Below are 19,860 nucleotides of genomic sequence, written 5' to 3'. Positions count from 1 at the left end.
TCGGCTAACGCGGAACCGCATCTGTTACCCGCGGTAGCGGGCAGCGGTGAACAGTGCCCGCGCCGAGCTGTGGCTGTGCTCATTGCGGTGGGCAGGGTCGGCGAACTGCTCTAGGAGATCGAATCCAGCCCTTGCGAGGTACCCGGTCAGGACGCCGGTGGGCAGGACGCGGCGGGTGATCACGTCGGAGTGCAGGTCTCCCGTGTCGAACGCCCAGTCCCGATACATGGTGGTCAGCTGCTTCTCGGCGTCCCAGACCACCCGTGTGGTGACCTCGGCGTGCAGGGTTCCGGTGTCGACCCGGGAGGTGCTGGGTTCGGCCGCGTCTGGTGCCGGCGGGGCTACCGGGGTGAACAGGATGAGCAGCCCACCTTGCTCGGCGTGCGCGGCGAAGGTCTCGAACGCTTCACGGATGTCGGTGTCGTCGTGGAGGTAGGCCAGGGAGTTGCCGAGGCAGAGGATCACGTCGGCGGTGATGTCGAGGCGGGCGGTGCGCATGTCGCCCACTTCGATAGTCAGCTCGGGGTGCTGTTCGCGGGCGTAGTCGACCATCGCCGACTGGAGATCAAGGCCGGTGCAGCTGTAGCCCTCGACCGCCAAGCTCGCGAGGTCTCGGGCGGTCCCGCACCCGACGTCGAGGATCGTTCTCGCGTCGGGCTGGTAGTCGGCGATCAGGTCGCGTACCGCTTGGAGTGGAGCTGTGGCCTCCGACAGGAGTTCGTCATACCAATCTGGGCGTGCGTAGAGCAGGCTGCACTGGCTGAGGTCATTCGTCATCGGGGCTCCAGGGTCGGCGCGGAGCGGGACACCCTAGCAGGCTGCGCAGGGACAATTCGGCAATCAGCGTGTCGCAGAGGACGCTCGGGACTCGGTCGCCAGAACCAGCATCGCCCAGGGCGGCGGCGAGCGCCACGGGGTCAACGAAACCGGTGTCTACCAACAGCATTCCGTCCCGCAAGAGCCGCCGCGCCAAGGGAATGCCGTGATGCCGGAGCCCGAACTGCATGACCTCGAGGAAGTTCTCGGTGCGGTCCGGATGGGTCACCGATCGGGGTAGCCCCGCTCGGGCAAGACGCTGGCGCAGGAACCGTTTGGAACGGCGCCAGTCCACCGGCAACTGTTCGGCGAAGCGCACGAGGGCCGGCGCCGCCAGCGGAGACAGCGGCCACAGGCCAGCCGAGAGGTAGTCCGGATTGTGGACCGCGCTGCCCGTCAGCACGGACGTCGGCAGGACCGGGTGCGGCGCGATGTCGGTGTCGTCGGCCGCATCGCAGGCACGGTCGGACAGCCACGGGACCGGTTCGAGCGGTGGCGGTGCCGGTGTGGATTCGGCGGGGCGAAGTGCACTGAGTTCATCTCCGCCGACTCCGGTCAGGACGACCTGGGTTCCGTGATTCGCGAGGTGCTGGCCGAGTGCAGCGAAGGCTTCTCGGTAGAACTCGCCGACGTCATGCGGACGCCCGCTCGCGCGGATTCCGCCCGGCGCAAGCGGGAGAAACGCCGCGGCGCGGATCGGCTCGTCTTGGAGTCGGCATCGCGCGGCGATCTCCTTGCGCCGTTGCTGTTGAAGGTGCCCGAGCTCGCCGTCGTCGACGATCAGACCGGCGCTGACGATCGGCCCGTCGTGGACTTCCCGAAGCGAGAGCGCCACGTTGGCCGAATCGATGCCGCCGGAGAGCTCCATGCCGATGCCGTCGTGCGGCAGCCGGGTCGCGATCGACTGGGTGAGCAGGCATTCGAACGCCTCGATCACGTCGACGCCCGGCGCGACGTCGCGAGCGTGGAGCACATGGGCTGCGGGTTCGGGGTAGCTGATCGTCAGCCCAGCGGGCGTGAACGTCGCGTGCGCGCGTTCGGTCAGCTGCCAGACCCCGGTGACCGGGGTCTCGGCGGTGTAGGGCTGCTGGCGGGTTAGCAGGCGAGCAACCCCTCGAACGTTGAGCTGGGTTTCGGACAGGTGCGGCGCGAGGTCGGGAAACCACCACGAACCGTGCAGGGTGCCGGCGGTAGCGGTGAGGTAGACCGGCGCGGTGCCATACGCGCTCGCCTCCACCTCCACCTCTGCGGCGCCCACCCGGAGCCAGAGGTAGTCGCCGGGCCAGTGGGCCCGCTGGTTTGGGTCGAGGCCGTTCTCTGGCGGGGTAATGTCGGTGGTCAACGGCTCCCGCACCACGAACGTCGTCGAGTCGGGTTCGTGCTTGGCGAACACCCGCAACGCCGTGACCGGTGGCGGGGCGATCCAACTGCCGGCGCGCTCCCATCGGCCGCCGCAGTACCTCCATTGGCCGGGTGCGCCGAGATCGGACAGGTTCAATCGGAGAGCAAGCATGGGTTCCGCCTTCGTTCAACATGAGCGGGGGCGGGCGCAGGCCCGCCCCCGCGAGCTGGATCAGTGCCAGCTCAGTTGCAGTAGTCGCCCTTGCTGTTTCCGTCTTCCGGACCGGGGGCCTTGGTGCCCATCGCCTCGGCCGCCGACGGCGTGCCCTCCACCAGTTCGCCGCGGAACAGCTCGTCCACCGTCACGGAGTTCTCCCTTCATCGTCAGTACTGTCTGTACCTGGCCAGGCACAGACAGTTTCACCCCGGAAGAGATCGCGGACGTTCACAAAACCCGCACACTTTGCCACGCTGAACAGCGACCAGGCGGCGAGCGGCGTCAGGAGCAGGAGCGACCCATGCACGAGACCGAGCACGTTGGCGCAGCAATCAAGTTGCGTCGCAAGGCAAACGGCATGACTCAATTCAGACTCGCTGAAATAGTAGGGGTTTCGCTGTCGCTTCTCGCCAAGATCGAGTGTGGCGAGCGCGCCGCGACCCATGCTGTGCTCGCGAACGTGGCGCGTGCCTTGCGGGTTCCCGTAGAGCAGCTGACCGGTCAGCCCTACCACGACAACGCCCGAGACGCCGAAACTCACCGGGCCGTGGAAGCGCTGCGGTCGGTGCTGCGGCGTAGTGATCTCCCGCCCGACGACGACACCCGACCCCGCTCACCGGGCGCCATCGCCGCCGACGTGGCAGAGGTCGGGAAACTGCGGCGCAACGCCGAGTACCGGCGCCTGACCGCACGCCTCCCCGGGCTCCTGGAAGAACTGTTCATCACGGCGCACGCCGCGAACCCGGACGAGCGCAGCCGCGTCTACGGGCTGTTGACCGAGGTCTACTACGCCACCCACCACGTCACCTACCGGCTCGGGTACCGGGACCTGTCCGAGTCGGTCGAGCACAAGCTCATCGACGCCGCCCAACGCAGCGGTGACCCGCTCGCCGGCGGGCTCGCGCAATGGGCACGCGCGCAGTCCTTCCAAGCCGCCGGGGACTACCTCCACGGCATCAGGCTGATGAACACCGCCCTAGCCGACATCGAGGGCCACCATCTCCACGGTCCCAGTACGGCAGCTCTGACCATCGCGGGAAGTCTGCACCTTCGGGCGGTGACGCTCGCGTCCCGGGCGGGCAACGCCAGCACTACCGAGGATCACGTCCAAGCCGCGCGAGAGCTGGCACAGCGGCTCGGCACGACCGACCAAGTCCACTATGGGCTTACGTTCGGGCCGGCGAACACCACCACGCACGAAATCGCGGCCCACGTTGAACTCGGACAACCCGAATCGGCTCTCTCCGCCGCAGCAGGATGGTCGCCGCCCCAGGCTATGCCTAAGACCCGGCGCGGGCACCACTACATTGACCTGGCCCGCGCTCACCTGCTCAGCGGCGACAAGACCAAATCTCTGGGTGCTCTACAGCACGCCCGGTCGATCGCGCCACAGCAAACCCGCCTGCATCCCATGGTGCGCGAGACCACCGCCGTCTTGCTGACCCTGCACCGCCGCAGCCACACCGACCTCACCGACTACGCAACCTGGCTCGGCCTATGACGGATTCGAAACCGGACCGGTGCATGCGCTAGCCTCCTCGGCACTGCGATGGGTTCGGGGCCACTGCCGAACTGTCTTCCAGGACATGGGACGGGTCGGATCGAACCGGTGGATTGCGCGTCGCAGCGGGCGCCTGGGGAAGGATGGGGCTGGCGACCGACATCGTGTCGGCACTGGCTGCGTCGCGCGTTCGATCGCGGCGCTTGGGGGAGATCTTGTCCTCAGCCATCGTCGTCCTCGTTGGCATATTTGGACTGATCAGCGCGCCATTGTGCCTCTGGTTGGTCCTGCGCTTCCTGAAGCACGTCTATGACCGCGGAGGCGTAGATGATCTTCGGGTCGCCGCGGCAGCCCTGCGGACGGCTCGGTCGCAAGCGCCGTTGCCGGAGGAAACCACGGATGTCCCTAGGGTCGACGGCGCGGCGGAGGGTCAGCCATGGCGGCAGCGACCATAGCCGTCCGTTCACCTGAAAGAGCTTCACATCGAATCCCGGGGACTTTCTGCCCTGCTCCCGGGTCGCAGGTTGCATCAGGATCAGCGTTCCGGGAAACCGGCAGGTGGCTTGCCGGGGAGGAAGGACCCAGTTGCCCACAGGAGTGCGCCCCGGGGTCCGTCAGTCCAATGCCATCGACGAAGACCCGCCCCGGCAAGCCACATCGACACCGAAGCAGCGGGTAGAAGCATGGTTGCGGCGTGGACCGGAGCAATCTCCTTCGGCCTCGTAGCCCTACCAGTGCAGATCTTCAGCGCCACCGAGGACCACACAATCCGTTTCCATCAGATCCAGCGCGGAACCACCGACCGGGTACGGCACAAGCGCGTCAACGAACGCACGGGCGACGAGGTCCCCTACAGCGAGATCGTCAAAGGCCTTCCCGCCGAGGACGGCTGGGTGGTCGTCGACCCCAAGGAGCTGGAAGAGATCGCCCCGGGCCGCAGCCGCTCGCTGGAGATCATCGGGTTCGTCGACCTCGACGACATCGACCCGATCTACGTGCGCGACACCTACTACCTCGCACCCAGTGCACCTGAATACGGCAAGGTCTTCGCGTTGCTTCGAGACGCGTTGCACCAGGCCCACCGAGCAGGAATCGCGACCCTGGTGCTGCGGAACAAGCAGCACCCGGCCGCCCTCATGCCGGGCAAGGACGCCCTTCACCTCTGCTTGCTCCACTGGGCCGACGAAATCCGCGATCCGCATCAGCAGCTCGGCGGCATGCTGCTGCCCAAGCAGACCACCAGCTCCCAGCACGAACTCGACACCGCAGTCCAGTTGATCGAAGCCATGTCGATCGACTGGGACCCGCACGACTACCACGACACCTACCAGCAGAAAATCCGCGAGCTCATCGAGGCCAAACGCGCCGACACCACGATCGAGAAAGCCGTGCCGCCCCCACGCTCGACCGCCGTCACCGACCTCATGGACGCCCTGCAAGCCAGTGTCGAGGAGGCCAGGGCCGGCAGGACTCGACGCAAGACCACATAGGCCGACGCGACAAAGGACAGCTGCCCGTGTTCGAGCACGATCCCGAAGAAATTCCACCGGAGGACTCAGTCTTCGACGAGGCCGATGACCAACGACACCTCGCCAGCCTCCTCGAACTCACCGACCAGTTCTTCCAGCAGGCCAGCCCCCAAGTCCGCGCCGAACTCGCCCTCTTCCTGACCACCCAACACGGCTGGAGCCCCGAAACCGGCCTGCATGCCTACCTCGACTCCCTCAGCTTCACTGCGCTCGGACTCCAACAGCAGGCACCAGTACTGGGTCCTGGTCGATGATGTCGTCGCGGATGAGGCTGGCGACATGCAGGCATTCAATCAGTCCTGTTGTCTGCGGCAACGGGAGAACGCGGGTGTCCACCACCGCCAGGCGGCCATGGTGCCGATCCGCGCAGTCGCGTCGCTCATAACCGCACCATAGTTCCGGCCCCTTCAGGTGAGCTCGCCGAGCTGTTAAGATCATTTTCATTGGGCATCGCAGGGCGTGCGGAACGCCACCACCAGGTGGGAAAGCCTGTGGAGTCCAAGTAAGACCTCCCGCTAGGGGCCCGATTCACGGCTTGGCCGTGGTGGAATCTCCCGCCGTTCACGGCGGAGAGCATGTCAACGTAGATGCTTAGTCTTGCCGTGCGGCGAGTGGTCAGCAGCGAGTGCGGGCCACCGCCTTCAGACCGGGGGTGCGGTGGAGGTCCGGGATGTGCGTCACGCTTACGGCCGTCGTGAGGTCCTGCGGGGCCTCGACCTTGATCTGAGGCCTGGAGTGCTGGCCGGGATTGTCGGGGAGAACGGTGCGGGCAAGTCGACTCTGTTGAAGATTTTGTCCGGTGAGCTGCGACCGCTGGGTGGCACGGTCTGTCATGGGGGCCGTTTTGGATACTGCCCGCAGGATGCGGTGGTCAACGAGGCTCTGACCGTGCGCCAGCATCTGGAGTTCTTCCAAGCCGCGCGCGGGCTGCCGGATCTGCAGCACGCCGAGCAGGTTATGGAGGCGTTGCGGTTGTCAGAGTACGTCGATGAGCGTGCCGGCCGGCTCAGCGGCGGAACCCGTCAGAAGCTGAATCTGACCCTGGCGCTGATGCATGACCCGCAGGTGCTGTTGCTGGACGAGCCTTACCAGGGTTTCGACTGGGAGACCTACCAGCGTTTCTGGGACCTGGCGGCCCGGTTACGTGACGCGGGCCGCTCGGTCCTTGTCGTCTCCCACCTGGCCTATGACGCTGAGCGCCTGGACGAGTTGTGGCACCTGGAGGGCGGCGTGCTGCGCCCCGCCGAGGAGGTGCCGGCGTGAGGCGGCACCTGCACCTGTTCGTCACGGCAGCTCGTTTTGACCTGATCGAACATGCCCGCAACCGGCTCGCCATGGTCTTGGTCGTCCTGTTCATCCCCACGTGGGTCAGCCTGGCTCACGCCGTCATCCCCAGCACGGCCCTGCCGTTCAAGCTGGACGCGACCGGCGAGCTGATTGCTCCGGCCGGTAATCAGATCACGCAGATCACCGGGGCCATCAACGCCGTCACGCTCATCACCGGGTTCATGATGTTCGCCGTCACGTTCAACGGCGGGCGCTTCGATCGCCGTCTGGCGATGGCCGGTTACCCGCGTATCCATCTCGTCCTGGCCAAGACCACCTCGCTCACCCTGGCCTCCGCCGCCATCGCCGGCTACGCCACCGCGGTGATCTGCATAGCCTGGAGTCCGCGTCAGTCTGTGCTGCTCGCCGCGGCCTTGTTTTGCGGGGCCATGACCTACGGGGCGGTGGGCGTTGTTCTCGGCTCGCTGCTGCGCCGGGAGGTGGAGGGCATGTTCGCCCTGATCATGGTCAGTCTCGTCGATGTCGGCCTGCAAAGCCCGCTGGCCGGTGGCGGCACCGGAAGCTCGGCCACGCAGTTGCTGCCCACCTACGGCACCATGCAGGCCGCTGCGGCTGCGGGCTTCACCGACCAGTCCCGGCCTGGTGATCTGGCCGTGCAGTTGTTGTGGTTCACCGGTGCGGCGCTGCTGGGGCTGTTGGCCTTCCACCGCCGCACCAAAGACGCCCTGACCGCGAAGTCACCCTTCCGTCTGCCCTGGGCGCCCAGGTACCGGCACCCTGAGCGCCCGACCCCGGACCACGTCGACGCCCCCTGAACGGCACCCCGGTGCGGTGCCTTGCCCAGGACCAGGCGGGGGATGTGCCGCGTCCTCATCGGAGAGCGAAGCCCTGGCCCCGAACGGGATCCGGTTGAGCAGAAAGGGTTCACAGATGCTGGTAAGGCGATGGCTGGACGCGGCGGGTATCGCTGATCCCGTCCTTCGGCACTGCTACACGATGTGCGCGCGCGAGGTATCCGGTCTCAACGGGGTGCCCGACAGAGCGGTCATGCTGCTGCGGGCCATGCCCGCAGCAGCACGGCCTCACATGGCGGCGCTTACGGCACACGGTTGCCGTGCCGATGTCTGTGCGGACAGCGGGCCGGCCGAGGACCGTCAGCGCCGCCTCGCCGAATTCACGGAGGCCACCTGGGCGGCATTCGCCGCCGGCGGCTCCGACGACCCCGTCCTGCATGCCACGGTGCACACCTACCGGACTTTCGGGATGCCGCTGTCCTTGATCGAGGACATGTTCACCGCGATGCGGCGCGACGTCGACTTCCGCGACTTCGCCACCTACACGGAACTGTGCCAGTGGGCCAGGCAGGTGAACGGCACAGGTTTCGCGGGCGTGTGGGTCGTGGCCGGCCCCGAAATCACGGAAGCGGCGTCACTGGGCGGTGAGGTCAGTGAACTGTGCCAGTTGTCCGACGTGCTGTGCGACCTGTCGGAAGACCTCGACGACGGCCGCCTCTACCTCCCGCTGGAGGATCTCGACCGGTTCGGCGTGGACCCGGACGGCGTCAAGGCCAAACGCTGGACACCGGCCATGGGTGAGCTCATCGCGTTCGAGGCCGCGCGCGTCACTGACCGGTTTCCGGCCCTGGCCGCTGAACTGGACCACACCCTCATCAGCCCCCTGATCCACGCACTGGACGAGCATTACAGGCTGCTCGTGGCCAGCGTGCTGGCCGCAGGTCAGGACGTGCTACACCGGCGGATCCAACCACCCGTGGGCGAGTTCCTCACCGTGTGGCGCCCTTTCCTGCGCGCCGCCATCCCCTGCTGACCCATCGAAAGGACGTGTCATGTCCAGCGCTGTGACCCAAGCCGGCCGCACACACATCCCGCACCTGGAAGCCGAGTTACGGCGCTGGGTGGGCAGCGGCGAGAGCCTGCTGGAGGTGGCCTGCCTGGACGCCCTGTTCCCACCGGGCAAGCTCCTGCGCCCCATCCTGTGCATAGAGTCAGCGAAAGCCGTCGGCGGTGACGTGGAGCAGGTGCTGACGTTCGCCGCCGGCATCGAATGCATGCACGTCGCCAGCCTCATCCACGACGACATCATCGACCAGGACCCGGTACGCCGCGGGCGGGCCACCACCGCCGAGCAGTACGGCCTCGCCGAGGCCGTGGCAGCCGGCGACGGGCTGTCGATGACCGGACTCGCGGCCATGCTCAGCGGCGGGCCCGCAGCTGAGCGCGTACTGGACGCAGCACGGATAGTCGTCGAGGCCGGGCGAGAGATGTGCCACGGCCTCATGCGCGAAACCGAACTCCGCGGCGACCTCACCTGCGGGATACCGACCGTACTGAACGTGATCCACGACAAGACCGCCGCGCTGCTCGCCGCCTCCTGCCAGGCCGGTGCCATCCTGGCCGGAGCGACCCCTGAGCAGAGCCAGGCCCTACGCCAGTACGGCGAACAACTCGGCATGGCCTTCCAGATCCGTGACGACCTGCTCCCCTACACCGCCGAAGACCAGGTCACCGGTAAGACAGCCATCAGCGACGTCGCCAACCTGCAGCCCACCCTGCCCGTCCTGCTCGCCTACGAAGCCGCCGACAACGCCGACCGCGACCGCCTGACCACCATATTCCGCAGCGGCATCGATCCCGTCACCGCGCACCGAGACATCCTCGCCGTGATGACACGCACCGGAGCTGTCACCAAGGCAGCACAGATGGCATCCTCCAGCGCCGAACAAGCACGCGCCGCACTCACAGGCCTGCCGGACGCCACACAACTCGCCGAACTGGCCACAACAGCAGCCGACCGCCAACGCTGACAACGCCGCAGTAAACCCCGCTCTCAATCTTCTCCGTCGCAGACAGCACTGCGTGTCCTTCCAGCAGAACCCAGTCCTGCCAACGTGGTGGGAACCTCAACCCGCGCCCCGCCCAAGGACAAACAGCCTGGACGGCGGTGGACACAGTGCGGTCAACGGTCAGTGCTGAACCCCATCCACAATATGACCTCGATGTTGTGGCCTGACGAGATCCGGAAACCAGAACTCTCGCTGCTCTCCGAGGTCGGCCAGGTGCACGCTGCACCGCACGAACAGGATATGGCCCAGATGCTGGTCGACACGCTGTCCGCTGACGCCTTCGACCCGTCGGCCTACCGAGACGAGTACCGGGAGAAGCTGCAGGAACGCATCGACGCCAAGCTCGCAGGCCGCCCTGTCGCAGTGCCGCCGCCGCGAGGCGGCGAGACCGCCTTCCAAGATCTGACGGAGGCACTTCAAGCAAGCGTCGCCTCAGCAAAGGCCCGCCGAAGCCGCGGCGTCTAATGCCTAATGTGCCTCAACATGACGCAGCTCGTTGACCTGCGAAAACAGGAAATACCCGCAGATAAGCTTCGGGCTGGTCACCATCGGATGCACCCTGCACCGCGCCACCCGTGACCGCTCGGTGAGCTTCCACCAGATCCACACCGGGTCTGGTTGCGGCGCGCGGATCCGCTACAGGAAGTTCTGCGAGAACGAGAACCGCGAGGTTCCGGCCTCGGAGATCACCAGCGCCTATGACTACGCCGGCCGCCTGGTCGAGCTGACCGACGAGGACTTCGCCAACCTCCCGCTGACCAGCACCCGCCGGCTGGAAGTCCGACAGTTCGTGCCGATCAAGCAGATCGATCCTGTGGCGGTGGGCCGCGCCTACTACGTCCACCCCGAGCCGCTGGCCGAACGCGCCTACGCCCTGCTCCGCGACGTGCTCGCCGAGACCGACCGCGCCGCACTCGGCACCCTCTCCCTGCGCGGCAGGGAACGGCTGACGATGTTGCGGCAGGAAGGCAGCCTGCTGGTGCTGGTGCCTGCTGTACTGGCCGGACGAGATCAACCCCGCCTCGGACCACGTACCCCCGGCAGGGGCCGCGCCGCAGCCCGCCGAGCGGCAGATGGCCAGGACACTGGTCGAGGCAATGTCGGCCGATCTCCACCCCGAGCAGTGGCGGGACCGCTACCGCGAAGCGGTCGAAGCACGAATCGTGGATAAGCTCGCCGGCCGTCCCACCGAGGCCGAGGCGGTCGCGGAGCCGGTGTCGGACCTCGAAGCAGCACTACGGAAGTCGATCGACGAAGCTCGCGCAGGACGCAGCACCACAACGCCGAAGCACCAGCACCCCCGGCCGTAACACTGATCGGGTTCGTCAGGCTGTTCGGGTGGTATCCGCTCCTCCGATTCGGTGACGACTGCTCGCGAAGCCCGGAAGCTGTCGGGGTCGTGCTGAGCATCGGCCTGTGTGGGCGATGACGTAGCGGCGGTGGCGGCGAAGGTCCGGGCGGCGATGGCGAAGCTGCCGCCGGAGGAGATCCAGATGGCCGGCGAGCGCATCGATGAAGCAGGCACCGAGCTGTATCCGCTCGCGCTGGAGACCGACGACGCCGAGCTGGCCGCGACGATCGGCGCGTTGAGTGACGTGCGAGAGGAGATCGACCGGGCATGGCAGATCTGCCTGAAGGTGCGTAATGCCTGCGCGGCCTATCTCAAAAGTATTGGTGCGGCAGAGCCCAGCGCTCCGCCTACCAGTGGAGGGGGTTCGGGTGGTCAGCCTCGACACGTGACAGCGAAGGACGGGTCCCAGTACCCGCCAGCAGCCGGGGCGGTGGCCGATGTCCTGCCTCGTCGTGTCCAGGAGGGAAAAGCCGGGGAGAAGACGGTCGGCTTCGTCGACGGCTCGGTGACTAGTAGTTTCGTCTCGGGTATCGATCAGACCTGGACGCCGGCGGTTCTTGCACGGGCTCGCGAAGTCGGGATCTCTCGTCATCTTGCGAGGTTCGTCAGCAGCCACGTCGAGATGAAGGTGGCCGCGATGATGACGCAGACGGGCAAGCACCACAGCGAGCTAGTGATCAACCATGTTCCGTGCGGTTCGCAGCCGACGCAGCCACCAGGGTGTGATCAAGTGATCGAACGATTTTTGCCGAAGGGGTTCACCTTGACGGTTCACGGCACCACCCAGGCAGGCAGGCCGTTCTCCAAGACCTACAGGGGGCAGGCATGAGCGATTCGGGGACAGACGTTCTCAACTACGGGCAAGTTCTGCTCACCCCGGCCATGGACATCGAGAAGATCATCCGCGGCCTCGCCGAGCACGATCAAGAGCGCCAAGGCGCCGAAGCTGGCCTGACCTGGTTTTTTAAGCACGAGCCTGGCGAGGACACGCCCACTTTGACCCTCGGTGTACGCGGCACCACCGGAGCGCTCATGTGGTTCGACGCCACGTCCGGCCTCGTGCCCGCTGACGGCACGAATACCGAGCACGTCGACTACTTCACCATGGACGGCCATTTGATGGTGATGTCTCCTGGCGCCGAGGTTCCCATCGCGCGGGTTCAAGAGGCGCTGCGCGAGTTCGCGCGTACTCAGCAACGGCCGACCTGCGTCATCTGGGCGCCTGATCCTGATCTGGATGGAATCTGGTGAACATTGAGGAACGTATTCCGGGCATGTGACAACCTCGCACCAATGGCGTGCGGGCTGGCAGGTTTCAGCTCTTGGAGCGCTCCGCGGTGTCAGCCAAGCTCGGCGCCCAGCTTCGTGCTGATCTCCCGCACAATCAGAGCCGTGGTCTCAGTCGCTTGCGACGCGACTTCAGCCCCCGCCATTCTCGCCGCCTCGTGCAACGCCGTCGCGACCGCGAAGCGGCACAGCGGACATCCAGATCACGCAGCGCGGAACGTGGTGTAAACGTGGTCAGACCCGGTGACCGATCCCTGCTGGGGTCTGATCAGCCAGCTCTGATCTCGGCGCTGGTCCCGCCGCTCGGAGGCCAACACGCGGGGTGGGGAACTCATCTGAGTGTTCGCTGGTGCAGTGTGCTGAGCAAGGCGCGGCCGTGCTGAATGAAGGCGGGGTCAGCGTTTCGGTGTCCGTACGCCAGGGTGGTGAGGCCGTCGAGGACGGTGCAGTGGGCCAGTACTGCGGCATCGGATTCGTTGAGTGGCCCATATCCGGCGAAGAAGGCGGCCTTCAGGTCGGGGCGCTGGGCGAAGTGGCGGGTGGTCATGCGGACGAGGTCTCGTGCCGCGAGGTCGATGCGTGCGTGTTCGAAGTCGATGAGCCGGAGTCCTTGGCCGGGATGCCAGAGCAGGTTGCGAGGCTGGAAATCAAGGTGGCATGCGGTCACGCGTGCTGTGGTGATCTTCATGAGTCGCTGCATGTGGTGCCGGATGCGCTGGGTGTCGTGGCGGGTGAGATGCAGCGTGGTGCGGGCGATCCAGTGTTCCGCGCGTTCAGCAAGGTAGGACGTGATTCCTGGGGCGTGGCCGGTGACGGGGATCTGGTGCAGGCGGCGGAGAAGGTGCCCGGCTTGGCGGAATGCGGCGTGTTCGGCTTCTTGGGGAAGGTCGAGTTCGTCCAGCGGCCGACCGGGGACTGCGGTGATCACGATTCCGGGCAGGTCCGGATCGACGGCCAGGAGCCGGGGCGTGGCGTCGGCGAGGTGCGGGGTCCATTCGCGGTAGGCGCTCACCTCGCGTTGGTGCAGCGTGCGGGATCGGTGGATCTTGCCGATGAGGCTTGTTTCGGTGCTGTGCATCCGCACGACTGTGCCGGTGGCATGCGTCAGCGGCGGTGAGGTGATGTCGGCCGGGTCGTAGCCGGCGGAGCGTGCGAGGGCGCGCAGACGCTCAACGTTTTCGTCGTTCATCCGGCTGCGGTTTCCGCTGCGGTAGCGGCGAGGTGCTGAATGTCGTTGTGGGCGGCCAGCATCCACACGGTGTGGCCGAAGCGGTTGCGGTGTTGCTGCCAGCGAGTCAGGCTCGCGTGGCTGGTGACGATGCCGGGTTGTTCGGCTTCTGAGCGCGGAAAGCCGAGTAGGAATGCGAAGCTGGCTTCGATGGTCTCGCCGTGGGCGGCGATGAGGATGCGCTGGCCCTCATGGCGGTGGATGAGGCTGGCCAGGATCCGGCTGGTGCGGTCGAGGTAGGTGTTCCAAGCTTCGGCGTCTTCGGCGATCGGCTGATGCGGATAGCGCTGGGGGCGGCCACCGAAGCGGTTTTTGATACTGATCCAGTCGCAGCCGTCGGCCGCGCCGTGGTCGAGTCCCCGGAGTTCGTCGTCGGTGCGGATGGTGAGGTTCAGCGCGTGGGCCAGTGCGGCGGCGGTGTCTTGGGTGCGCTGGCGGGGGCTGGTGTAGAGCGCATCGAAGGCGGGCTCGCCTGTGAGACGGGTGGCCAGGCGGGCGACTTGCTCGCGGCCGTGGTCGGTGAGCCCGGTGCAGCCACGGGGACCTCCGACGAGTCCGGCGACGTTGCAGGCGGCTTCGCCGTGGCGTGCAAGGACCAGTTCGGTGGTGACGGGCATCAGCGGCTCCGTTCGGTAGGTGTGCTGACCACGTCGTGCGCGGGCCAGGGGCGTACGGCCGACCACGGATGCCGGTAGCCGTGGCGGCCGAGGTAGCGGCGGGTCAGGAGGTCGTGAAACTCCGCCCAGACAGCGATTTCGGTGTGGGAGCAGGGTTCGCCGAGTTCGTGGGTGTAGGCGGCCACCGCGTCATCGGCGGCGCTGCGGGAGAGCCGGCCGTAGGTCATCCCGGTGGTGACCAGGAGTTTGGCCAGGTCATAGCCGGCGGGGGCCAGCGTCAGGGAGTCGAAGTCCACCAGGACGGGACCGCGGTCGGGGGTGATGAGGAAGTTGCGGGGGTTGGAGTCTTTGTAGATCGCGGCAGGGAACAGCGCGGCGTGGTCCAGCCATGCGTCGATGTCCTGATGATCCAGTGGCGAGTCCGGGGTCTGATCACGTTGATGGTGCAGCCGCTTGCGGCGAGGTCCGGCGAACGGGGCGAGCCACAGCCCACCAGGGGTGATGTAGCGGGAGTTGACCTGCGCCCGGTCTATTCCTGCCCGGCGGGCGGCGTGGTGCAGACGCCCCAATACGGCGGCGACAGCAGGGAGATCGTCGAGTTCGGCGGTCCGCCCGGTGACGTGGGCAAAGCCCAAGGTCGTGTCGGTCCCGCCGATCATTTCCGGGTACTCGACCCCGGCGTTGAGACCGGTCAGCCACCGGTAGTGCTCGCGCGCGGTGTCCGCGGAGTGGGCGTCGCGGTAGGTCTTGATGAATCGCCGGGTGGTCATCGTCGCTCCGCCAGGACGTAAGTAACTGTCGAGGTCGCGGTCACCCCGGACTGGCCGACAAGGGGATGAAGTGCGGTAGTGATGGCTTGTTCGTCGGCGGCGAGGTCGTATTTCGGGGTGGTGGTCAAATAGCGCGCCGCGTGTGCGGCATCGCGGAAGTGGAACACATGCTGGTGGTTGACCGTCTTGCGCACGGCGAGGTGGTGTGTGGTGATGTGCTCGGCGTTGCCGCTGTGGAACGTCTCGTACAAGCTGGGCCGGCGCGTGGCGTGTGGGTCGAGTCTTGCTGCGGTGACGAGCTCGTCTAGTTCGCGGTAGCTGTCGGCAGACTTGGTGACCAGCACTGCCTGGCCGCCAGGGCGCAGGCAACGGGCGAACTCGGCGATGACCCGCCGAGGCTGGCGTGCGTGGTAGAGGCAGAACGCTGCCACCACAACGTCCACGCTGGCTTCGGCCAGGGGCAGTGCGTGGAAGTCAGCACGTAAGAACCTTGCATGGGCCTGTTGCGGGAGGCGTCGGCGGGCGTCGTCCAGCAGCGCGTGGGAGAGGTCGATGCCGGCCAGAAGCACGGGATTCCACTGCTGGGCCAAGTGCGCGGTGGTGGAACCGCGGCCGCAGCCGACGTCGATCACGGTTGCACGGGCTCGTTCGGGGTCGGGTAGTTCGCTGATGACTTCGGGCACCGGTCGGCCCTGGATTTTGGCGCCATGCAGCGCGCCAGTGCGCCTGGCCAGCCGCCGGCTTGTGCCGTACAGCTCCTGCTGCCCACTCAGGAACGGGTTAGTGCTCATGCGCGCGCCGAGTCAGGGTGGCCGCCGTTGCTGGGCACCGAGCGCAGGAACCGGCGCATCTCACGGCGGGAGCGCAGGGTGATCGCCGTGCCGCTGGCATGCTCGGCGATCAGGGTTTCGACCTTCGGACGCATCGTGCGCCGGTAGCCGAGGATGTACTTGATGAATCCCCAGGTGATCCGGCCACGCAGGTGACGCGACAGTTCGTCGTCGCCGCGGTGCTGGAGGCGGCGCTGCAGGATGCCCCATAGACATGTCAGCGCGGGTAGATCAAGGAAGATCACGGTGTCAGCGGCGGTAAGCCGGATCGGCATGGTGCTGGCGTAGTTGCCATCAATAATCCACCCTGGCCGGGCTACCAGCATGCGTTGCCTGTCGGAGAAAGCCTCCTGGCCCAGGGGTTTCCAGTCGGCGTCGTAGAACACCGTGTCCAGGTGCGTCACCGGCAACCCGAGTCGCTGGCTGAGCTGGCGCGCCAGCTCGGATTTGCCGCTGCCGCCGCACCCGCAGATCACGATCTTGCGCATGGTCCTCCGTTCCGGTTGGTCAGGCTCTGTGCCCGGTGTTTACCGTGGCAGTCTCGGTGGTATCCGTCGGGACTGGCTGAGCAGCGTGTCGATCATGTCCAGCTGGTGGTGTAGCCGGAAGATCTTCAGGTGGTGCAGGCACTCGGCCAGGAGATCGGCGTGCCGAGCTGTCCCGGTGAGGCGCAGTTCGCTGATCAGCTCGGTGGCGTGCTGGCCGCTGGTGATGTGTAGGTCGGCGGGCACATAGTGCTCGACCCCGCGGATCGTGGCCGGGGCTAGTGGCAGGCATCCGGCGAGGACGGCTTCGAACAGCCGCTGGGTCATTTGGCCGTTGGCGGCGTAGCGCGGCGGCAACAGCAGCACCGTCGCCAACGCGTCGTGATACAGCGGGTCCACCGCGGTGAACGGGATCCGGCCGATGAATTGCACGTGCGGCCACCGGTCGGTGTCTGTCCATTTCCCGGCGACCTGGTGGTGGTGCTCGGCGGCGGCTGGCGCGAAGTAGGTGTCGAACGCCTCGTCACGGCCGTACTGGTTACCGATATACACCAGTGGCCATGACCTCCGGCCTCGCGCGAGTTCGGAGGGGTCAACCGTGTCCAGCGTGTCGTCGGCGACCGGGAACAGCAGGCTGTGTGCCCCCGGACTCGGGTACAACGCTGGCTCGCACACCCACACCGCAGGATGACTGCGCAGTGGGTCGGCTGCTGGGAGTTGCTGGTCTTTGTCCCAGAGCAGGGTCGGCAGACCGTGCTGCGTGTAATGCTCGACCAGCTGCTGTTGCCGGTGCAGGTCGCAGGTGTGCCTGGGTGCGCCGCATGGGGTGGTGTTGCGGCCCGCGAGGGGCCAGCGCCACTCCAGAAACAGCGCGTCGATCTCGGGGAACCCGGTGTCCCAGCGGTAGGTCTGCCGCAGGTCGGTACCGGCTTCGGTGAGGTCGCGGTTGGTTTGCAGGAACACGATGTCGTGCCCGGCCTCGCGCAGTCCGTCGATGAGGGTGCGGCGGTGGCTGCGCCCGCCGTCTGGGGTGTCGGTGATCCCGGCGCCGAGGAATCCCCAGAAGCTGTAGCCGATCTTCACTGGCGCACCACCCACCAGTCCCCCAGGAGCAGCGCATCGATTCCGGATTCAGCCAAGCAGTCCAGCGCCATCTCCGGGGTGCCGCAGATGGGTTTGCCTTTGACGTTCAGCGAGGTGTTGATCAGCACCGGGGTGCCGGTGAGTGCGGCGAACTCGGTGAGCACCTCGGTCAGGAACTGGTTCTGGGCCGCGTCGACGGTTTGGGCGCGAGCGGTGCCGTTGGCATGCACGATGCTGGGGATCCGCTCCCGCGCCAGGTCGGTGACGGGGTGCGCTCGTGACATGAACGGCGAGGGTGCGCCGAGGCGGACGTAGTCGGATGCCTTGTCGGCGAGGATGACCGGCGCGAACGGCCGGAACGGCTCGCGGTATTTCACGGTGCTGTTGAGCCGGTCGACGACCGACGAATCCAGCGGTGAGGCCAGGATGGACCGGTGGCCCAGTGCCCGGGGGCCGGCTTCCAGCGCTCCGGTGAATACACCGATGATGCGGCCGACGGCGAGTTGTTCGGCGAGGTAGCGGGCTCGGTGGTGCAGCCGTCGGGCGCGGGCGCCGGGCCGTGGTGTGGCGGGCAGGGTGAGGCCGCCGAAGGCTGGGCCGAGGTAGCAGGCGTTTCCGACTCCGGTGGCCATGTGCCCGCTGTGGTGGTGCCAGGAAGCCAGCGCGGCCCCGATGGCGGTGCCGGAATCGCCGGGTGCGGGCGGGACGGTCACGGCCTCGAAGATTCCGGCGTCGGCGATTCGGCCGATGCTCACGCAGTTCATCGCCACACCTCCGCCGACGCACAGCGTGGAGGCTCCGGTGGCCTGCCGTGCCCGCCGGGCCAGGTGCAGCATGATCTGCTCCGTGCGCTCCTGCAGAGCCGCGGCCAGATCCTGGTGCACGTCGGTCACCGGCTCGTCACTGTGCCGAGGTGGACAGGTGCGGGCGATGAATTCCGGAGTCAGCCGCTGCGTGCGCCTGGAGAGCACTCGCAACGCGATCAGCCGCGGGTCGACGGTGAATCCGCGGCTGGTCATGCGCACCGCGTCGGCGAGCAGCTGCCGGAACCGGGTCGGGTCGCCCAGCGCGGCCAGGGCCATGACGGTGCCTTCCTCATCACCACGGCGCCATCCCAGGTGCTCGGTCACCGCGCCGTAGACGTATCCCAGCGAGGCAGGGTCGGTGAGCGCCTCACGCTGCCGGAAGACCAGCCGACCGTCGGAGTGGTGTGCGGAGGCGATCGTGGTGGTCTCGGTCTCGCCGAGACTGTCGACGATGAGCACGGCCGCGTCGTCGGCACCGGATGCGGCGAAGGCGTACAGCCCGTGGGCACGGTGATGCGGAATCGTCCTCACCCCTGCGCGGGGGAACCATGCGCGCAACTCGGCCAGCCGGACGTGGGTGCGGGCGGCGACCTTGACGAACGACCGCGACCGCGCCAGCGCCCGACGAGGGTCGCCGACCAGTCGCGCCGGGGCCGGGAGCGCGGCGGGCAGGTAGCGGGCGGGCACGAAATTGTAGGCGACCTCATCGACATCGGCGACGCTCAAGCCCTGCTCGCCCAGCAGCCACTGCACCGCGTGCCGGGGAAAGGAACGGTCGTGTTTGACGCCGGAAAGCCGTTCTTCCTCGACAAAGCCCACCAGGCGCCCGTCGATCAGCAGCGCGGCGGCCGAGTCGTGCGTGAACGCGCACAGCCCCAGCACCACGTTCGGAACCAATCGGCTCATGCCAGCCTCCCGCCCGTGTTGGGCGTGGCCGGTGCGGACGCGATCCGGTGCGGCTCGGATTCCAGCAGCTCGTACCACCGGCGCAGCGCGGCCGACAGCAGCTGATCCGAGCTGGTCAGCAACGCTCGGGCATTGTCGCGATCACCGGCCTTCCAGCGGCGGTAGCTGGCCAACACGATCGCGAAGTCATCCCAACCGGCGTGGCCAACGAGTTCCCCTGCGGTGATCTGGGCCAGCAGCGTGTCGAAGTCCTCCCACGGCACCCGCAGATCCAGCTGCGCCCCGGCCTCCGCCTGGTGGTCTGTGGGCTGTGTGTTGAGTGTTTCGGCCAAGGTCAGGTGGTCGTCATAGAGGTGCAGCGAGTCGACCAGGTGGTGATACTCGCCGAGGTCGACGTCCAGCCATCCAGCCAGCAGCTCCTGCAGCAAGGTCGTGGTGAAGATGTCGTAGGGAAAGCCCAGCCACGTGTCCTGGCTGCGCATCGTGGTGAACATGACCAGCCGCCCGGACCGGATGTAGAAGCGATAGCCCAAGGTGCACGGAACATCGCGGTGGCCGGAGAAATCACGAGCGGGGTTGAACAGCTGGATCACCGCCTGCCGCGACTGGTCGTCGTCTTCCAACAGCCGCCGGACCGTGTCCAGCTGATCCCGTCCCTGCCAGTTCCGAAGCCGTGGCCCGTAGGCGCCCTGCAGGCGGCCGTGGTCGGTGAAACGGCGCAGCCGCTTGTTGAAGTCGAAGATCCACGGCTCGTCGGATCCGGACAGGATCCAGACCGCCTCGGCGGCCGCGAACGCGGCGTTGATCACCCTTGCCGGGGCCGCATCAACGAACCGGTAACGCGGCCGCGTCAAGTGCAAGTGCGTGCCGAGGAGTTCAGTGGTGGCCAATCCACGGGGCGCCACCGCCGAACCGTGCATACGAAGGCAACTGCAGGCCGCGG

23 protein-coding genes are annotated in these 19,860 nt (G+C 67.0%); 11 read left to right on the top strand and 12 right to left on the bottom strand.

Going from position 1 to position 19,860, the window contains the following annotated elements:
* Positions 1-24: 24 nt before the first annotated feature.
* The 3 genes from AC07FN_RS22315 to AC07FN_RS22305 all read right to left on the bottom strand — a co-directional run bounded on the left by AC07FN_RS22315 (position 25) and on the right by AC07FN_RS22305 (position 2,523).
* A complete protein-coding gene (locus AC07FN_RS22315; protein WP_478397337.1) occupies positions 25-777 on the bottom strand; it encodes a class I SAM-dependent methyltransferase in 753 nt (250 codons plus the stop codon).
* Positions 767-2,314, bottom strand: a complete 1,548-nt coding sequence (locus AC07FN_RS22310; RefSeq protein ID WP_478397336.1) for an asparagine synthase-related protein — start codon at positions 2,312-2,314, stop codon at positions 767-769. Before AC07FN_RS22310 ends, AC07FN_RS22315 begins: the two co-directional genes overlap by 11 nt.
* Positions 2,315-2,400: 86 nt before the next feature.
* Positions 2,401-2,523 carry a hypothetical protein gene (locus AC07FN_RS22305; protein WP_478397335.1) on the bottom strand — a complete coding sequence of 41 codons (123 nt, stop codon included), beginning with the start codon at positions 2,521-2,523 and terminating at the stop codon, positions 2,401-2,403.
* A gap of 152 nt (positions 2,524-2,675) precedes the next feature.
* On the opposite strand from AC07FN_RS22305, the gene AC07FN_RS22300 reads away from it, so the two are divergent.
* The gene (locus AC07FN_RS22300; protein ID WP_478397334.1) at positions 2,676-3,875 is read left to right on the top strand and encodes a helix-turn-helix domain-containing protein; all 1,200 of its coding nucleotides are present in this window, start codon (positions 2,676-2,678) and stop codon (positions 3,873-3,875) included.
* Between the two features lie 221 nt (positions 3,876-4,096).
* Here AC07FN_RS22300 and AC07FN_RS22295 read toward each other — a convergent pair whose 3' ends face one another.
* Entirely contained in the window at positions 4,097-4,468 is a 372-nt protein-coding gene (locus tag AC07FN_RS22295) for a hypothetical protein (protein WP_478397333.1), read from the bottom strand.
* Between the two features lie 90 nt (positions 4,469-4,558).
* On the opposite strand from AC07FN_RS22295, the gene ku (AC07FN_RS22290) reads away from it, so the two are divergent.
* The 10 genes from ku (AC07FN_RS22290) (at position 4,559) to AC07FN_RS22245 (ending at position 12,156) form a co-directional block, all read left to right on the top strand.
* Positions 4,559-5,365, top strand: coding sequence for a non-homologous end joining protein Ku (gene ku / locus AC07FN_RS22290; RefSeq protein ID WP_478397332.1), 807 nt, complete (start codon positions 4,559-4,561; stop codon positions 5,363-5,365).
* Between the two features lie 26 nt (positions 5,366-5,391).
* Entirely contained in the window at positions 5,392-5,658 is a 267-nt protein-coding gene (locus tag AC07FN_RS22285; protein ID WP_478397331.1) for a hypothetical protein, read from the top strand.
* Positions 5,659-6,061: 403 nt separating this feature from the next.
* Complete coding sequence (locus AC07FN_RS22280) at positions 6,062-6,667, top strand: ABC transporter ATP-binding protein (protein ID WP_478397330.1); 606 nt, start codon at positions 6,062-6,064, stop codon at positions 6,665-6,667.
* Positions 6,664-7,506 carry an ABC transporter permease gene (locus tag AC07FN_RS22275; RefSeq protein WP_478397329.1) on the top strand — a complete coding sequence of 281 codons (843 nt, stop codon included), beginning with the start codon at positions 6,664-6,666 and terminating at the stop codon, positions 7,504-7,506. The genes AC07FN_RS22280 and AC07FN_RS22275 overlap by 4 nt, the downstream gene beginning before the upstream one ends.
* 115 nt (positions 7,507-7,621) lie before the next feature.
* Positions 7,622-8,518 (top strand): phytoene/squalene synthase family protein, encoded by an 897-nt coding sequence (locus AC07FN_RS22270; protein WP_478397328.1) that lies wholly within the window; start codon positions 7,622-7,624, stop codon positions 8,516-8,518.
* A 31-nt stretch (positions 8,519-8,549) separates the two neighbouring features.
* Positions 8,550-9,515 carry a polyprenyl synthetase family protein gene (locus AC07FN_RS22265; RefSeq protein WP_478397327.1) on the top strand — a complete coding sequence of 322 codons (966 nt, stop codon included), beginning with the start codon at positions 8,550-8,552 and terminating at the stop codon, positions 9,513-9,515.
* 192 nt (positions 9,516-9,707) lie between these two features.
* A complete protein-coding gene (locus AC07FN_RS22260) occupies positions 9,708-10,019 on the top strand; it encodes a hypothetical protein (RefSeq protein WP_478397326.1) in 312 nt (103 codons plus the stop codon).
* A gap of 31 nt (positions 10,020-10,050) precedes the next feature.
* Positions 10,051-10,725: a non-homologous end joining protein Ku gene (ku, locus tag AC07FN_RS22255; RefSeq protein WP_478397325.1), complete on the top strand. Its 675-nt coding sequence runs from the start codon at positions 10,051-10,053 to the stop codon at positions 10,723-10,725.
* Between the two features lie 247 nt (positions 10,726-10,972).
* Positions 10,973-11,734 carry a DddA-like double-stranded DNA deaminase toxin gene (locus tag AC07FN_RS22250; RefSeq protein WP_478397324.1) on the top strand — a complete coding sequence of 254 codons (762 nt, stop codon included), beginning with the start codon at positions 10,973-10,975 and terminating at the stop codon, positions 11,732-11,734.
* Positions 11,731-12,156 carry an Imm1 family immunity protein gene (locus AC07FN_RS22245; RefSeq protein ID WP_478397323.1) on the top strand — a complete coding sequence of 142 codons (426 nt, stop codon included), beginning with the start codon at positions 11,731-11,733 and terminating at the stop codon, positions 12,154-12,156. Before AC07FN_RS22250 ends, AC07FN_RS22245 begins: the two co-directional genes overlap by 4 nt.
* 367 nt (positions 12,157-12,523) lie before the next feature.
* On the opposite strand, the gene AC07FN_RS22240 is transcribed toward AC07FN_RS22245, so the two are convergent.
* From AC07FN_RS22240 to AC07FN_RS22205, 8 genes are read right to left on the bottom strand one after another with little or no spacing between them, the layout of a single operon-like run.
* A complete protein-coding gene (locus AC07FN_RS22240; protein WP_478397322.1) occupies positions 12,524-13,447 on the bottom strand; it encodes an aminoglycoside phosphotransferase family protein in 924 nt (307 codons plus the stop codon).
* Complete coding sequence (locus AC07FN_RS22235; protein WP_478397321.1) at positions 13,378-14,037, bottom strand: histidine phosphatase family protein; 660 nt, start codon at positions 14,035-14,037, stop codon at positions 13,378-13,380. Before AC07FN_RS22235 ends, AC07FN_RS22240 begins: the two co-directional genes overlap by 70 nt.
* Positions 14,037-14,807 carry a phosphotransferase gene (locus AC07FN_RS22230; RefSeq protein WP_478397320.1) on the bottom strand — a complete coding sequence of 257 codons (771 nt, stop codon included), beginning with the start codon at positions 14,805-14,807 and terminating at the stop codon, positions 14,037-14,039. The genes AC07FN_RS22235 and AC07FN_RS22230 overlap by 1 nt, the downstream gene beginning before the upstream one ends.
* Positions 14,804-15,598, bottom strand: coding sequence for a class I SAM-dependent methyltransferase (locus tag AC07FN_RS22225; RefSeq protein ID WP_478397319.1), 795 nt, complete (start codon positions 15,596-15,598; stop codon positions 14,804-14,806). The genes AC07FN_RS22230 and AC07FN_RS22225 overlap by 4 nt, the downstream gene beginning before the upstream one ends.
* Positions 15,595-16,125: a P-loop NTPase family protein gene (locus AC07FN_RS22220; protein WP_478397318.1), complete on the bottom strand. Its 531-nt coding sequence runs from the start codon at positions 16,123-16,125 to the stop codon at positions 15,595-15,597. The genes AC07FN_RS22225 and AC07FN_RS22220 overlap by 4 nt, the downstream gene beginning before the upstream one ends.
* A 39-nt stretch (positions 16,126-16,164) precedes the next feature.
* Positions 16,165-17,205 (bottom strand): hypothetical protein, encoded by a 1,041-nt coding sequence (locus AC07FN_RS22215; protein WP_478397317.1) that lies wholly within the window; start codon positions 17,203-17,205, stop codon positions 16,165-16,167.
* On the bottom strand, positions 17,202-18,917 hold the full coding sequence (locus tag AC07FN_RS22210; RefSeq protein ID WP_478397316.1) for a carbamoyltransferase family protein: 1,716 nt from the start codon (positions 18,915-18,917) through the stop codon (positions 17,202-17,204). Before AC07FN_RS22210 ends, AC07FN_RS22215 begins: the two co-directional genes overlap by 4 nt.
* Positions 18,914-19,771: a thymidylate synthase gene (locus AC07FN_RS22205; RefSeq protein ID WP_478397315.1), complete on the bottom strand. Its 858-nt coding sequence runs from the start codon at positions 19,769-19,771 to the stop codon at positions 18,914-18,916. The genes AC07FN_RS22210 and AC07FN_RS22205 overlap by 4 nt, the downstream gene beginning before the upstream one ends.
* Between the last annotated feature and the right edge of the window lie 89 nt (positions 19,772-19,860).

Source organism: Saccharopolyspora sp. NPDC045941 (assembly GCF_056431445.1).
This window is presented reverse-complemented; position numbering and strand designations above follow the sequence as displayed.